The organism is Bacillus sp. GC_Bacil_1 (genome assembly GCF_026540675.1).
Lineage (GTDB): Bacteria > Bacillota > Bacilli > Bacillales > Bacillaceae_G > Bacillus_A > Bacillus_A cereus.
The window spans coordinates 50,232-63,757 of record NZ_JALNUG010000011.1; the positions used below are offsets into that span (position 1 = coordinate 50,232).

Below are 13,526 nucleotides of genomic sequence, written 5' to 3' on the forward strand. Positions count from 1 at the left end.
TAAAATGTAACGCAGTGTTATGAAAAAGAGAGGTCGGAAAATGAGTACTAAAATGACGCCACCAGTTGAGAAAAACGAGTTTATAGATGTAGTATTTGAAGATTTAACACATGATGGTGCCGGTGTTGCGAAAGTAAAGGGCTATCCTATTTTCGTTAAAAACGGATTACCAGGTGAAGAAGCGCAAATTAAAATTATTAAAGTGAAGAAAAACTTCGCATTTGGTCGTTTAATGAAGCTTCATACAGAAAGTCCATATCGTAAAGATGCAGAATGCCCAGTATATAACCAGTGCGGCGGTTGTCAGCTTCAGCATTTAACTTATGGAGGACAGTTACAAGCGAAAGAAAAACAAGTACGTGACGTTATGCAGCGTATCGGAGGACTAGGTGATGTTCCTGTTCATCCTGTACTTGGCATGAAGAATCCGTGGGTATACCGTAATAAAGCACAAGTACCAATCGGAGAACGTGAAGGCGGACTTGTAGCTGGTTTTTATCGCCAAGGAACGCATGATATCATTAATATGGAATCATGCTTAATTCAGGCAGAAGAAAACGATACATTAATCCAAGAAGTAAAACGTATTTGTGAAAAGCACGGTATCACTGCGTACAACGAAGAGCGTAACAAAGGAACACTTCGTCACGTAATGGCTCGTTACGGACAAGTAACAGGGGAAATTATGCTTGTCTTCATTACGCGTACAGCAGAATTGCCGAACAAAAAAGCAATCATTGAAGAAATTGCAGCGAAATTCCCAGAAGTAAAATCGATTGTTCAAAACGTAAATACGAAGCGTACGAATGTAATTTTCGGAGACAAAACTACAGTACTGTACGGATCAGAATATATTTATGACTTTATCGGTGACATTAAATTTGCGATTTCAGCACGTTCATTCTATCAAGTAAATCCAGAACAAACGAAAGTGCTATACGATAAAACGTTAGAATACGCAAAATTAAATGGTAACGAAACTGTAATCGATGCCTATTGCGGAATCGGATCAATCTCGTTATTCCTAGCGCAAAAAGCGAAAAAAGTGTACGGCGTTGAAATCGTCCCAGAAGCAATCGAAGACGCAAAACGAAACGCAGCACTAAACAACATGACAAACGCTGAATTCGGCGTAGGAGAAGCAGAAGTAGTCATTCCAAAATGGTACAAAGAAGGCGTAATCGCCGATACAATGGTCGTAGATCCACCGCGTAAAGGCTGTGATGAAGCATTACTAAACACAATCATCGACATGAAACCAAAACGCGTCGTATACGTATCGTGTAACCCAGCAACATTAGCACGTGATTTAAAAGTACTAGAAGAAGGCGGATATAAAACACAGGAAGTACAACCTGTTGATATGTTCCCGCATACGACGCATGTGGAGTGTGTGGCTTGGCTTAAGCTAGTATAATAGGAAAGCAGTTGATATAGAAAAAATCTATACCACCTGCTTTTTGGTTTACAAAAATACCATTCATAAGCGATTTTAGTTAAAATAAATATTGCTGATTTTCACAAATTATAAATTGAGATTTTGAAATTGTATTCATAGTGAGAGGATTTGAATTTGAAATGATAGATAATTTTTGGCGTGAATTACCACGACCATTTTTCGTACTTGCACCAATGGAAGATGTGACAGACGTTGTTTTCCGTCACGTAGTAAGTGAAGCAGGTCGTCCGGACGTATTCTTCACAGAGTTTACAAACTCGGATAGCTATTGCCATCCAGAAGGTATGAAAAGTGTACGTGGCCGTTTGATTTTTACAGAAGATGAACAGCCAATGGTGGCACATATTTGGGGAGATAATCCTGAATATTTCCGTCAAATGAGTATTGGTATGGCAGAACTAGGATTTAAAGGCATCGATATTAATATGGGTTGCCCAGTACCGAATGTAGCATCAAGAGGGAAAGGTAGTGGCCTTATTCTACGTCCAGACGTTGCAGCAGAACTTATCCAAGCAGCAAAAGCGGGCGGACTACCTGTCAGTGTAAAAACAAGACTTGGCTTTAAAGAGTTAAGCGAGTGGGAAGATTGGTTAACGCACATTTTCAAACAAGATATTGCAAACCTTTCTATTCATTTACGCACAAGAGAAGAAATGAGCCAAGTAGATGCGCACTGGGAACTAATTCCAGAAATAAAAAAATTACGTGACCGTATTGCGCCAAATACGTTAATAACAATCAATGGAGACATCCTTGATCGTAAAATGGGACTGGAACTTGCTGAAAAATACGGCATTGATGGCGTAATGATCGGACGAGGCATCTTCAAAAATCCATTTGCGTTTGAAAAAGAGCCAAGGGAACATAGCAGTAAAGAACATCTAGATCTTTTAAGACTACAACTTGATTTACAAGATCAATATGCAGAAGTACTGCCACGCTCAATCACAGGACTTCATCGCTTCTTTAAAATTTATGTAAAAGGCTTCCCTGGAGCTGCTGAATTGAGAAATCAATTGATGAGTACGAAGTCGACCGATGAGGTGCGTGGGTTGTTGGATAAGTTTGAGGATAGTGTTGGTATGGCTCAGGATAGTGAGACGGTTTAACGCTCTGAAGATAGAGGGAAATGGACTGTATTAATTTGTGGGTAGTTATTTTATTTAGTTTTGAGTTTTTTTGTGAATGTAACTTTTTTTGTTGATACAGTCTGCTTGCTGAAAAAAGAAGTCTTTGAGAATATAATGAACTAACGAATACTCGTAAGGAGAAAAATGACAAGAGCTGGAGTAGAGTACATTAGGCTCTATCGAGGTATGAAATGTAATCTGAATAATAGACAGAAATAAAAAATCTCTTTATTTGAGCATGGCCATCAAGTTAAGAAAATGTATGATTTTTATCTAAATAGGACCTCCTTACATGCAGAGTGCATGTAAGGAGGTCCTATTTTATGTTCAAATTAATTAATTTAACAGCGGGAAAATTAAATCTGAATTTCCGATTATAAAAATATTGTTTTTCGACTTCTTTCGACATAATTTATAAAGTTAATTATTTAGTATTGGTATGAAGATCTTTTGAATAATAGTTATTTTTAAATATTCGATAATAATTTTAGAGTACTGTGGAATTTTCTTCTGATTTGAAGATTTTTTCTTATAGGAGCTACCAGAATTTTTTTATTTTAATTGGAGGGAAATTATGAAGAAAGTATTAATAGCTTTACTTACAGCAGGATTAATTACATCGGGTTGTCAAAAATCAACAGAATCAGTACCAACAAAAGAAGTAAGCCAAAATGTTAAGCAAGATGAGAAGAAAATTATGACGAATGAGAGCAATGATATTTCGACTTCAAATTTAAGTGGAATAGCAATGTACCTAAAAAAAAACTATCGACTTGAAGATTTAGAGAGAACGCTTTCATCTCCGAGAACAAAAGAGGAAACTAGATGGTTATATGTAGATAATTATGCTAAATATACATTTGAAAGTGATGGGAAAATTATTAATCATATTAAGATTGAATTATTAGAGCCAAAAGATTTGAAGTATAAGGATGCCTTCAAATTATTAGGTCTTGATATTATGTTAGGTACTAAAATTGAATCAGAAGGCACTGAGGCGGAAGGGTATGCAAAATATGATGTTCGAGGAAATGATGCGGAAAGTGTGCAGATTGAGAAGTTTTCAGGAACTGGGGGCGGTAGCATATCTGTAAGTGTGGATGGGGCTTTCAAAAATAAAGAAGGTACTGTTTGGTTGGATTGTGACCGGGATGGTAATGTGAAATTTATTGAAATGAATTATAAGGGTAAGGCGGTAGGAAATGAAACAAGTGTTGCTAACGAGAAATTAGAACCCTTTGATGCAGAGGCAGGATCGGAAGTAGGAAAGAATATTGCAAATATAAAAGTTTATGATACGAAGGATTTACTTATTGAACAAACCGGATTAGCCCCATTTTTATTTCAAGCAACGCTGTATGATAATCCAAATATGTATTATACAGCTGATTTTCCGATAAAAGTTCGAGTTGATAATAAGTCTACGGTAGAAGAAGCTGTGAAAATCGGAAATGAAATTAACAATTTAGTGGTAAGTGCTGTAAATAAAAAGTTTCCACATAAAAATTTTAGAGTCAAAACGTACATTTATCATACAGAATTGGATTCATCAGGTAATTTTAATGCTACTACATCAAAAAAATTGAAAATAATAGAAAATTAATATGTGAAACTTTGGGGATTTGATTTTAATAATAGGGCAGGGAGAAATAAAATAATGAATTGTACAGCATGTAATAAGAAATTATTGAAAACAAATAAGTACTGTACTAGTTGTGGTACAGAGAGAATAAATTTGGATGAATCAGAAGAACTATTTGATAATGGAGAATTCCATAACGATATTACGCCCCAAAATAGAAATGATAAAAACATAAAATTAATAAGAATTGCAAAAAAATCTCCTTGGTACGTGTGGATAATTGGGATTGTGTTTATAGTTATATTAGTTAACGTTCTAATTCAAAATAATAGTCCACAAGAAACAGTAAAAGGCTTTTTTAAAGCTCTTGAATCAAGAGATTTAAACAAAGCAGGTGAGTATATACATCCGAGTCTCCCTTGGGATGTAGAAGCTGGAAAACGTATTGGAATTCCAAAAAATGCGTCAATAGATATATTGAATATAGAAGAAAGAAAAGTTGGAGATAGAGCAAAATTAAAAGTTACGATAGATATCTCTCCAAAACCTTTATACGGCCCTAATCCTGACAATATTACTATTGATTTGAAGAAAGTTGACGGAAAGTGGCTAATTTATGATATGCAATAGTCTCCTATATGGATAAAATTCATCGAAACCCATAAACTCTAGTTTGTATAGAAGAAATATAATAATGTAAGAGACGAGCAGTGTATTTGAGGAATCAATGCACTGCTTTTATAGTTAACAAATATAAAATAGAATGTAGATCTAATGAACTAAGAAAAAATGAACCGAAAAGTTACTGTAACCCTTCTATAGAATCAAATTATTGCTTGGATTGTAGTATAGCCTCTATAATCATAAATTTGGTTAAGACTACAAAACCTCCCCCTAAAATGTTAAAGTAGTAACTTAACGACATTAATTTACACATGCTAAAAGCATTACTATAATCAACATTTCAGGAGGAAACCCAATGGCAATGAGCAACAACGATATATTAAAAAGAGTAAGATACGCTTTAGATATAAAAGACATAGATATGGTAGAAATCTTTAAACTTGGCGGGATGGAAGTAACGAAAGAAGACGTAGTTGATATGCTTACAAAAATAAAGAGGGCTCCTCAACATGAAGCTGAAAATGATGAGGTAGCTGAAGATGAGTACGTATTAACATGCGATATGATGATGTTAGAGGCATTTTTAAATGGATTTATTACTTTAAAAAGAGGAAAGCAAGATCCGAAACCAGGGCAGCCTGCACCTGTACAGAGCAAGGAGAGTGCCAATAACCTTCTTCTAAAGAAAATGAAAATCGCACTATCTTTAACGAGTGAGGATGTACTTGATATATTAGATAGCGTAGGCGTTACGGTAACAAAAGGAGAGTTAGGCGCTCTATTAAGAAAAAAAGGCCATAAAAATTACAAAGAGTGCGGCGATAGATACGCAAGGAATTTCATTAAGGGATTAGGTGTAAAGTATAGAGGATAATAAGCTTGCTAAAGCAGTAAATGATATAATAGATAGAGTAGGACGTTCGTATCCTACTCTTTTTTATTTGTAAAATAATATGCTAGGTGATGAAATGGTACATACATATTTAGGTGAGACAATTAATTTTCATATAACTTATAAGAAGAAAAAGTCCGTGCGTCTTTTTGTGGATTCGTATGGAAATGTGGAAGTACAGGCTTCGAAAGGGACACCTGTTGAATACTTAGTCCAGTTGCTAGAGGAAAAGTGGGATTGGATTCAGACAACCCGTAAGGAAATGGCGGAGCGAGCGCGTGGACCACAGGAAAAGGATTACGATCAAGGAGAAGGCTTTTTGTATTTAGGGAATACGTATCCGATACAGATTTCCCAAGATGCAAGCATTGAGCAAGACAATGCAATTTTTGAAGGGGATAAGTTACATATTTATGTGAAAGAGCTTAAGGATGAGAAAATACAACAAGCTTTAAAACGATTTTATTATAAGCAGTGTAAAACTTTAGTAGAGAAGAGTATTAAAGCGCATCAAAGTAACTTTAAGACAAAACCACGTTCTATTCGTATTACAGATAGTAGTCGTACTTGGGGTACTTGCGATTCGAATTTACAACTAACATTCAATTGGAAGCTAGCAATGGCACCACAGCGAGTAATTGACTATGTAGTTGTTCATGAAATGTGTCATATGGTTCATTTAAATCATGATCGATCTTTTTGGCGTCTTGTCGGGAAGATAATGCCTGATTATAAAGAAATGGAGAATTGGTTAGCGTTATCTAGTTGGAAGATGACGGTTTAGGAAGGGATATCGATTTTTGTCTGTAAATCGATATTTCTTGTCGAATCGTTGATATATTGTGAGTTTTGATAGATATATTTTAAAAATCGTTGGTATATTGTAAGTTATGATAGATATATTCGAAAAATCGTTGATATAATTTCATTTACCACAGGATTGTTCAACAAATTGAAAAGAGAAGAGGTCACAGCAGACATCTCCTCTTTTCGAGTATATAGATTATCGCCCAAACTTCACAATGAAAGTATCTGCTGTTTTCTCCATCTCATACCCACGATACCCCTCCGAAAGCAAAGCCTGCTGTCCACTAGCATCACTCATTAGAATAATTTGAACATCCGTCCAATCGCTTTCTTTATCTCCGCGCAATTTCTTCACAAAAACATATCGCAGACTACCACCATACTTCTCCTTCAGCGCAGCAATCTCCATCCCTTGCGCAAATTTATCCTTCAAACTTGGAATGTTAAAAGGAGCAACGGTGCAGCATACGTAATCATATTTGCTGTCTTCTTTTTGTAATTCTTCCATAATGACTTTCGCTAATATTTTTTGCATCCCATTTCCTCGGCAGTTCGGATGAACGTTTGAGATTTCTTGATAGATGACGCGGTGCAGTTCACTTTCTGATAGACCAATATCAAGCCCTAAATGTTCATCGTCGATAGGAGGGACGAGTAGAGCGCGAAATGCGATGAGTTTGTTTTCGATAAAAGCACCGATCATCATGCCGTTTCCTTCTAGAATGTATTGAAATTCTTCTTGTGAGAGTGGTTGTAAACGACTTTTATCTTCTAGTGCTTCAACTACGATGTTTTGTAGTGATAAAATTTGTTCGATGTGCTCTAGTGATAGTAATGTAACGTGAAATGATTCGTTATTTTGTTTTAATGTTCCTTCGTATAGAACCGTCATATGATAGTCCTCCTTTAGCGTACAACGTCTTGAAAGACGGTTAGTTCTTGTAGTGTATCTTCATTTATTTCAATGCCCAGTCCGGGCTTTTCGTTTAAGCGAATGAATGGTATATCGTAATGTAAGTTTCCGATGTCTTTCGTGAATTTTAATGGTCCCGTTAGCTCTACGCTCGTAATGATTTTCTTTGAGAAAGCGACATGGAATCCTGCGGAAGAGGCAACAGATGATTCGACCATTGATCCCACTTGGCATTCAATGCCGGCCATTTCAGCTTGATGAGCGAGCTTTACAGCTGGATATATGCCACCGCATTTCATTAGTTTTATATTCACTTTATCAGCAGCTTCTAATTTAATAATTTGGCGCATTTCACGAGAACTTTTTAGTCCTTCATCAATCATAAGCGGGAGGTCTGTCTTAGAACGGATATGAGCCATGGCATCAATATCGTCCGCGATAACAGGTTGTTCAATCCAGTCAATGTTTAAATGTCCTAATGAACGCAGTGCTGTTAATGTGTTTGCGCTATTTTTCCAGCCTTGGTTTACATCAACGCGAATAGCGATGTCATTTCCTACACGTTCTCGTACAGCTTCAATACGTTTCACATCTTCTTTTACATTCGTACCAACTTTCATTTTGAAAGATTGGTAACCTTTTTGAATCATAGAAGCAGCTTCTTCAGCCATATCTTCAGGATCGGCAATACTTAAAACGTGAGTGACATGGAATTCTTCATGATAGCGCCCGCCAATTAATTGATATACAGGTTGATTTAGTTTTTTGCCCATTATATCAAAACAGGCAATATCAATTGCAGCTTTCGCTGTTGGAACACCGTAAATTGTATTGTCCATCATGTCGTGTATTTTTTCGATATTCATTGGATTTTTCCCAATTAGAGCAGGGGCTAGCGTATGTTTTAAAGTATGGAAAGTACTTTCCCACGATTCACCTGTGACGTGATCATCAGCAACGCCTTCACCGTAACCGATAATACCTTCATCTGTTTCCATTTTGACGATAATAGAGGGCATATCAGAATAAGAGCCATAACTAATAACAAACGGATTGCGAAGCGGTAAACGAATTGCGTAAAGATGAATAGCTGTAATTTTCATTGAATAGAAACCCCTTCCTGTTTACAATAGTTTTATACATTTGATATAGTTGACGTTAAATAGTCGTTAATTAATGATAAGGAGTTAGAGAAAATTATGATAAAAATTGCAGTTGTCGGTTCAAAGGAATTTATGGACAACCTTTTTCCTATTGCTCAAAAATTAGAAGGAATAGAAATTGATCCATATATTTACCTTCATCCGGCGGAATCTTCTGAACTATTAAAGTGTCTAAAGCCTTGTGATGTCATTTTTTTCTCAGGTGCTTTACCTTATTATATGGCAAAAGAAATAAGAGAACAATTACGAATTCCAAGTACATACTTACAGCAAGACGAGACAACTGTCGCATCTTCAATTCTTTCTATCATGTATCATCAAAGTATTCAACCACATAACATTTCCATCGATTTAGTAGACCGCTCGTTTATTACAAATGTGTTCCATGATATCGGTATAAAAGAAAGTCCGCAAGTGTTGGATTATGAAAATATGCTGTGGAGTAAAGATGAGATAAATAGAGTTATCGATTTTCATGTAGCTAAATATCAATGTGGAGAAGCTCATTTAGCTTTAACTAGTATTCACGCTGTTTACGACGAGCTTCAAAAAATAGGTGTTCCTTCAGAGCGCATGATTGATCCAACACAATCCATTATACATGGGCTAAAAGATGCAAAAATAAAAGCTGAGTTAGCAAAAAGCTATTCAGCTACTGTTGGTGCTTGTATTATTTCTTCCTTAGAATTACGAGCGAGTTTGCTTGAAAAACTAGATGTGATTTCAAAAGAACTACGTGGTTCATTTAAACAAGTGGATGAACTGACATGCATTTTGTATACAACTCGTGGTGATATCGAATCAATTATTAAAACAAATGCGATAGATAACTTGTTTGCGAGCGTAGAAGGAACGATAGCTATTGGATTTGGTTATGGGAAAACCGTGAAAGAAGCGGAGCAAAATGCAAAAATTGCTCAAAGTTTTGCAAAGAACAATCCAATAGATCGTTGTTTTTATATACTAACAAGTGATAAAGATTTGTTTGGTCCGTTCCCGAAAGAACAGAGAGTACAAAGTTTGAAAAATGATAATCCGGAACTAATGAAAATAGCGAAGGAAACAAAGCTTAGTCCGGCCAACTTGTCAAAAATCATTCAATTTAGTCAATCGCACCCGTCATTGAAGTTTACAGCAGCTGACCTTTCTGAGTACTTACAAGTGACTCGAAGATCGACAGAAAGGTTGTTAAAGAAATTAGTTGATTACGGGTATGCTCATATTTGCGGCGAGGAAATGCCCTATCAACAAGGGCGACCTCGCGCACTATATGAACTGAATTTACCGCTATTTTTAAGCTTCTAGTTGAGCTTTTTGTTTCTTTAGTAGTTCTGCTTTTTCAATGTCTGATAGTTTTACAATTGTGAAGCCTGTTATACCATAAATGATTGAGATAATAGGTACGATGAAATTCAAAATAGCATAAGGAGCATATTCAAATGCACCTACGCCAAGTGTTGCGAGAATAAATACACCGCACGTATTCCAAGGAACGAAGACAGAAGTTAATGTTCCACCATCTTCTAATGCTCTGGATAAGTTTTTTGAATGTAGTCCTTTTTCCGTGTATGCATTTGCGTACATTCTTGAAGGGACAACAATTGAAATATATTGTTCAGAGCAAGTAAGGTTTGTTGCAAAACAAGATGCGATAGTAGAAGCGATAAGCCCTTTTGCTGATTTCGCTAACTTTAAAATTTGATTTACAATTGAGCGAAGAATACCTGTATGTTCTAATACTCCTCCGAAAGTCATAGCGACAATTGTCATAGAGACTGTATTCATCATTGAATCTAAGCCACCGCGGTTAAATAGTTCGTCTACTAGCTTGTTTCCAGTGTCTATAACAAATCCAGCTTGGAGTGCACCGACAGATGCTGAGACAGAACCACCTTGAATAAAGACTTGTGATAAGAATCCTAAAATAATACCGACGAGAATCGCTGGTATAGCAGGGACTTTTTTAGCGACCAATACCATAACGACTACGGGTATAATGAGTAGGAAAGGCGAGATAACAAAGTTTTGTTGCAATACTTGTAACGTTTGATCGATGCTCTTCGCATCAATATTGTTAGCGCCGAAGCTTCTTCCTAAGAGAGCGTAGACGATAAGAGTAATAATTAAACCTGGAACTGTAGTAAATAACATATGACGAATGTGTGCGAATAAATCTGTATTTGTTAATCCTGCGGCTAAGTTAGTTGTATCTGAAAGCGGTGACATTTTATCACCAAAATAAGAGCCTGAAATAATGGCACCAGCAACCATTGGAGCTGGGATTCCCATACTTAGGCCAATTCCCATTCCAGCAACACCAATTGTTCCCATTGTAGACCAAGAGCTACCAATTGCTAATGCAACGATAGAACAAATGACGGTAATGGAAACTAAAAATAGTGATGGAGTTAAAAGTTTTAAACCGTAATAAATCATCGTTGCGACGATTCCACCGCCAATCCAAGCACCAATTGTTAAGCCGACAAGAATAATAATGACGATAGCGGGTAATGCAAGACGAATCCCTTTATACATTGCTTCTTCAAGATCATTCCATTTGTAACCGTAACGCCAAGCGACAATAGAAGCAACGGTTGTACCGATAATAAGTGGAACGTGAGGGGTTTGTTTTAATACAACAATTGTAACCATCATAACTGCAACGGTAATGATAATAGGGATAAGCGCTATTCCAAAAGGTATTTCTTTTTTCATAAAGTTCCTCCTTGTTACGTATGTTTGTTTGTATTTTTAGAATTGTCGTAAAATAGACGTTTATTAGGTTATGATAACTAAAAGTTTATGTAAGCGTCAACATAAAAAACAGAAAATAAGGAATGTTCTAGTTGTTTGTTTAGTTTGTAATATAGGTGAGGAGTAAGCTTTTTAAGTATTTAAAAATAAACAATTGACTTTTTTCTTAAAATTCAATATGTTCATAAAAACATCTGTTTTTCATAAATATAATTAACCCGAATCGTTTGTAATGTGGGAAGGAGACTGGAACGTTGAAAACATTAGAACTACAAGAGCGCTTAACGGAGATTTTTCAGCATTTACACGAAAACCCTGAAGTAAGTTGGAAAGAATATGAAACGACAGCGTATATTACTGACTTTTTAAAAGAAGAAGGAATTTCATATAGAACATTTGATGATTGTCCAGGTGTAATTGCTGAGATTGGAGGCGGGAATCCAGTTATTGCGATTCGTGCTGATATGGATGCACTTTGGCAAGAAGTAAATGGAGAATTTAAAGCGAACCATTCATGTGGCCATGATGCTCATATGACCATTGTAATGGGACTTATTTTACAATTGAAAAATATGAGATGGAAAAGTGGTACGGTTAGATTTATTTTTCAGCCGGCAGAAGAGAAGGGTAATGGTGCTTTGAAGATGGTGGAGAAAGGTGCTGTAGATGATGCTGATTTCTTATTTGGCGTTCATCTAAGACCGATTGAAGAACTATCTTTGAAACAAGCAGCCCCATCTATTCGTCATGGAGCAGCAGGATTTTTAGAGGGTATGATTCATGGGGAGGATGCACACGGGGCAAGACCACACCAAGGTGTGAATGCAATTGATGTCATTTCCATGATTAATATCGGTTTGAAAAATATTTGGCTGCCACCGCAAAGTTCTTATTCAGTAAAAATGACGAGATGCCAAGCTGGTGGTGATAATTTAAATATTATTCCGGGAAATGGTCATTTCAGTTTAGATGTAAGAGCAGAGAGTAATATACTATTAGAAGAATTAAAGAAAAAGATTGAGCATGTAATAGAATCAGCTGCATCGATGGGGTCGAAAACTTCATACGAATGGATGGATCTTGCACCAGGAGCAGAGGTTTCCGAAGAAGCAGAGCGCTTTATGCGTAAAGGTATTCTCGAAGTGTATGGGGAAGAGAGATGCACAGGGCCTCTCTATACGACAGGAAGCGATGATTTCCATTACTATACAGTGAAAAGACCACATTTAAAAGCTGTCATGCTTGGACTAGGAGCAGACCTACAACCTGGATTACACCATCCGTATATGAGGTTTGATCATAGTTGTATTATGGATGGGGTAGAAATATTGAAACAAACTGTATTGAAAGTGTTAGAAGACAGGGGCTAGAGAGCTCCTGTTTTTTTGTCGTGAATTGTCAGCAAATCGATATATTTTGAGTTATGATAGATATATTGAGAAAATCGTTGATATATTTGAAGTTACGATAGATATATTAAGAAAATCGTTAATATAATTTCACATACCTATTAATTTGATGAAAAATGAGCCTCCAGTACATGGTGTATAATAATAAGTACCATTTTTTAATAGGAGAAAACGAATGAACGAACAATATTACGATGCAGTTTTACATATAAAAACAGTCGGTGAGCAAAAAGGGTTTAACAAGTCTATGCATTATCACCGCTATGAACCGACGCCGTATAGCGGGTTAGATGAGTTATTGAATCAATATGAGATACGAAGTAGCGACCGAATTGTAGACTTTGGGTGCGGAAAAGGGCGATTAAACTTTTATATGCATCATAAATGTGGTGCTTCAGCAGTTGGAATTGAAATGAATGAAGAGTTTTATAAAGAAGCAATGGATAATCGAGATCGTTATGCACGAAAGGCACGAAACAGTAAGGGGAAAATTCAATTCCAATGTTGTTTAGCGCAGGAATATGAGATTGATCCACGCGATAACCGTTTTTATTTCTTTAATCCATTTTCTGTACAAGTGTTTATGAATGTAGTAAATAACATTTTGCTTTCGGTAGAAGAATTGGAGAGAGAAGTGGATATTATTTTATATTATCCCTCTGAGGACTATATTTTCTTCTTAGAAAATCAGACTGCGTTTGAGCTGAAGAAAGAAGTTAGATTGTCAGGTGCTTATGAGAGGAATGGGAATGAGAGGTTTTTAGTTTATACATTAGGGTAATAAAAAACAGGT

The 13,526-nt window shown here is 36.2% G+C and carries 12 protein-coding genes; 9 read left to right on the forward strand and 3 right to left on the reverse strand.

Translation table 11 applies throughout. From position 1 onward, the window contains the following. The first annotated feature begins 40 nt into the window (after window positions 1-40). The 6 genes from rlmD (at window position 41) to OXT04_RS17590 (ending at window position 6,471) form a co-directional block, all read left to right on the forward strand. Window positions 41-1,417 carry a 23S rRNA (uracil(1939)-C(5))-methyltransferase RlmD gene (gene rlmD, locus OXT04_RS17565; RefSeq protein ID WP_061660063.1) on the forward strand — a complete coding sequence of 459 codons (1,377 nt, stop codon included), beginning with the start codon at window positions 41-43 and terminating at the stop codon, window positions 1,415-1,417. A 161-nt stretch (window positions 1,418-1,578) separates the two neighbouring features. Further along, window positions 1,579-2,568, forward strand: coding sequence for a tRNA dihydrouridine synthase (locus tag OXT04_RS17570; protein WP_078187437.1), 990 nt, complete (start codon window positions 1,579-1,581; stop codon window positions 2,566-2,568). A gap of 595 nt (window positions 2,569-3,163) precedes the next feature. Next, complete coding sequence (locus OXT04_RS17575; protein ID WP_000756600.1) at window positions 3,164-4,192, forward strand: hypothetical protein; 1,029 nt, start codon at window positions 3,164-3,166, stop codon at window positions 4,190-4,192. Window positions 4,193-4,246: 54 nt separating this feature from the next. Next, the gene (locus OXT04_RS17580; protein WP_000995851.1) at window positions 4,247-4,801 is read left to right on the forward strand and encodes a zinc ribbon domain-containing protein; all 555 of its coding nucleotides are present in this window, start codon (window positions 4,247-4,249) and stop codon (window positions 4,799-4,801) included. A gap of 349 nt (window positions 4,802-5,150) precedes the next feature. Continuing rightward, complete coding sequence (locus tag OXT04_RS17585) at window positions 5,151-5,669, forward strand: YehS family protein (RefSeq protein ID WP_001251704.1); 519 nt, start codon at window positions 5,151-5,153, stop codon at window positions 5,667-5,669. Between the two features lie 94 nt (window positions 5,670-5,763). Beyond that, window positions 5,764-6,471, forward strand: a complete 708-nt coding sequence (locus OXT04_RS17590; protein WP_267416344.1) for a M48 family metallopeptidase — start codon at window positions 5,764-5,766, stop codon at window positions 6,469-6,471. 219 nt (window positions 6,472-6,690) lie between these two features. Here the strand turns inward: OXT04_RS17590 and OXT04_RS17595 are convergent, their stop codons facing one another. Together OXT04_RS17595 and OXT04_RS17600 are read right to left on the reverse strand one after the other, a co-directional pair. Next, complete coding sequence (locus OXT04_RS17595; protein WP_016513318.1) at window positions 6,691-7,386, reverse strand: hypothetical protein; 696 nt, start codon at window positions 7,384-7,386, stop codon at window positions 6,691-6,693. Between the two features lie 14 nt (window positions 7,387-7,400). Next, window positions 7,401-8,510 (reverse strand): mandelate racemase/muconate lactonizing enzyme family protein, encoded by a 1,110-nt coding sequence (locus OXT04_RS17600; protein ID WP_016513317.1) that lies wholly within the window; start codon window positions 8,508-8,510, stop codon window positions 7,401-7,403. 93 nt (window positions 8,511-8,603) lie between these two features. Between OXT04_RS17600 and OXT04_RS17605 the strand changes: the two genes are divergently transcribed. After that, window positions 8,604-9,875 carry a hypothetical protein gene (locus tag OXT04_RS17605; protein WP_043353419.1) on the forward strand — a complete coding sequence of 424 codons (1,272 nt, stop codon included), beginning with the start codon at window positions 8,604-8,606 and terminating at the stop codon, window positions 9,873-9,875. On the opposite strand, the gene nhaC is transcribed toward OXT04_RS17605, so the two are convergent. Beyond that, entirely contained in the window at window positions 9,864-11,285 is a 1,422-nt protein-coding gene (nhaC, locus tag OXT04_RS17610; RefSeq protein ID WP_016513315.1) for a Na+/H+ antiporter NhaC, read from the reverse strand. The two genes, OXT04_RS17605 and nhaC, sit on opposite strands and share 12 nt — an antisense overlap. A 293-nt stretch (window positions 11,286-11,578) precedes the next feature. On the opposite strand from nhaC, the gene OXT04_RS17615 reads away from it, so the two are divergent. Together OXT04_RS17615 and OXT04_RS17620 are read left to right on the forward strand one after the other, a co-directional pair. Next, window positions 11,579-12,694 (forward strand): M20 peptidase aminoacylase family protein, encoded by a 1,116-nt coding sequence (locus tag OXT04_RS17615; protein WP_000853516.1) that lies wholly within the window; start codon window positions 11,579-11,581, stop codon window positions 12,692-12,694. Window positions 12,695-12,908: 214 nt separating this feature from the next. Continuing rightward, a complete protein-coding gene (locus OXT04_RS17620; protein ID WP_016513314.1) occupies window positions 12,909-13,514 on the forward strand; it encodes an SAM-dependent methyltransferase in 606 nt (201 codons plus the stop codon). Window positions 13,515-13,526 lie beyond the last annotated feature (12 nt).

What these genes read in the sequence shown, in the direction of transcription:
- OXT04_RS17570 (WP_078187437.1), top strand. Translation starts at nt 1,579, where the DNA reads ATGATAGATAATTTTTGGCGTGAATTACCACGACCATTTTTCGTACTT.
- OXT04_RS17590 (WP_267416344.1), top strand. Translation starts at nt 5,764, where the DNA reads ATGGTACATACATATTTAGGTGAGACAATTAATTTTCATATAACTTAT.
- nhaC (WP_016513315.1), bottom strand. Translation starts at nt 11,285, where the DNA reads ATGAAAAAAGAAATACCTTTTGGAATAGCGCTTATCCCTATTATCATT.
- rlmD (WP_061660063.1), top strand. Translation starts at nt 41, where the DNA reads ATGAGTACTAAAATGACGCCACCAGTTGAGAAAAACGAGTTTATAGAT.
- OXT04_RS17580 (WP_000995851.1), top strand. Translation starts at nt 4,247, where the DNA reads ATGAATTGTACAGCATGTAATAAGAAATTATTGAAAACAAATAAGTAC.
- OXT04_RS17600 (WP_016513317.1), bottom strand. Translation starts at nt 8,510, where the DNA reads ATGAAAATTACAGCTATTCATCTTTACGCAATTCGTTTACCGCTTCGC.
- OXT04_RS17575 (WP_000756600.1), top strand. Translation starts at nt 3,164, where the DNA reads ATGAAGAAAGTATTAATAGCTTTACTTACAGCAGGATTAATTACATCG.
- OXT04_RS17620 (WP_016513314.1), top strand. Translation starts at nt 12,909, where the DNA reads ATGAACGAACAATATTACGATGCAGTTTTACATATAAAAACAGTCGGT.
- OXT04_RS17585 (WP_001251704.1), top strand. Translation starts at nt 5,151, where the DNA reads ATGGCAATGAGCAACAACGATATATTAAAAAGAGTAAGATACGCTTTA.
- OXT04_RS17595 (WP_016513318.1), bottom strand. Translation starts at nt 7,386, where the DNA reads ATGACGGTTCTATACGAAGGAACATTAAAACAAAATAACGAATCATTT.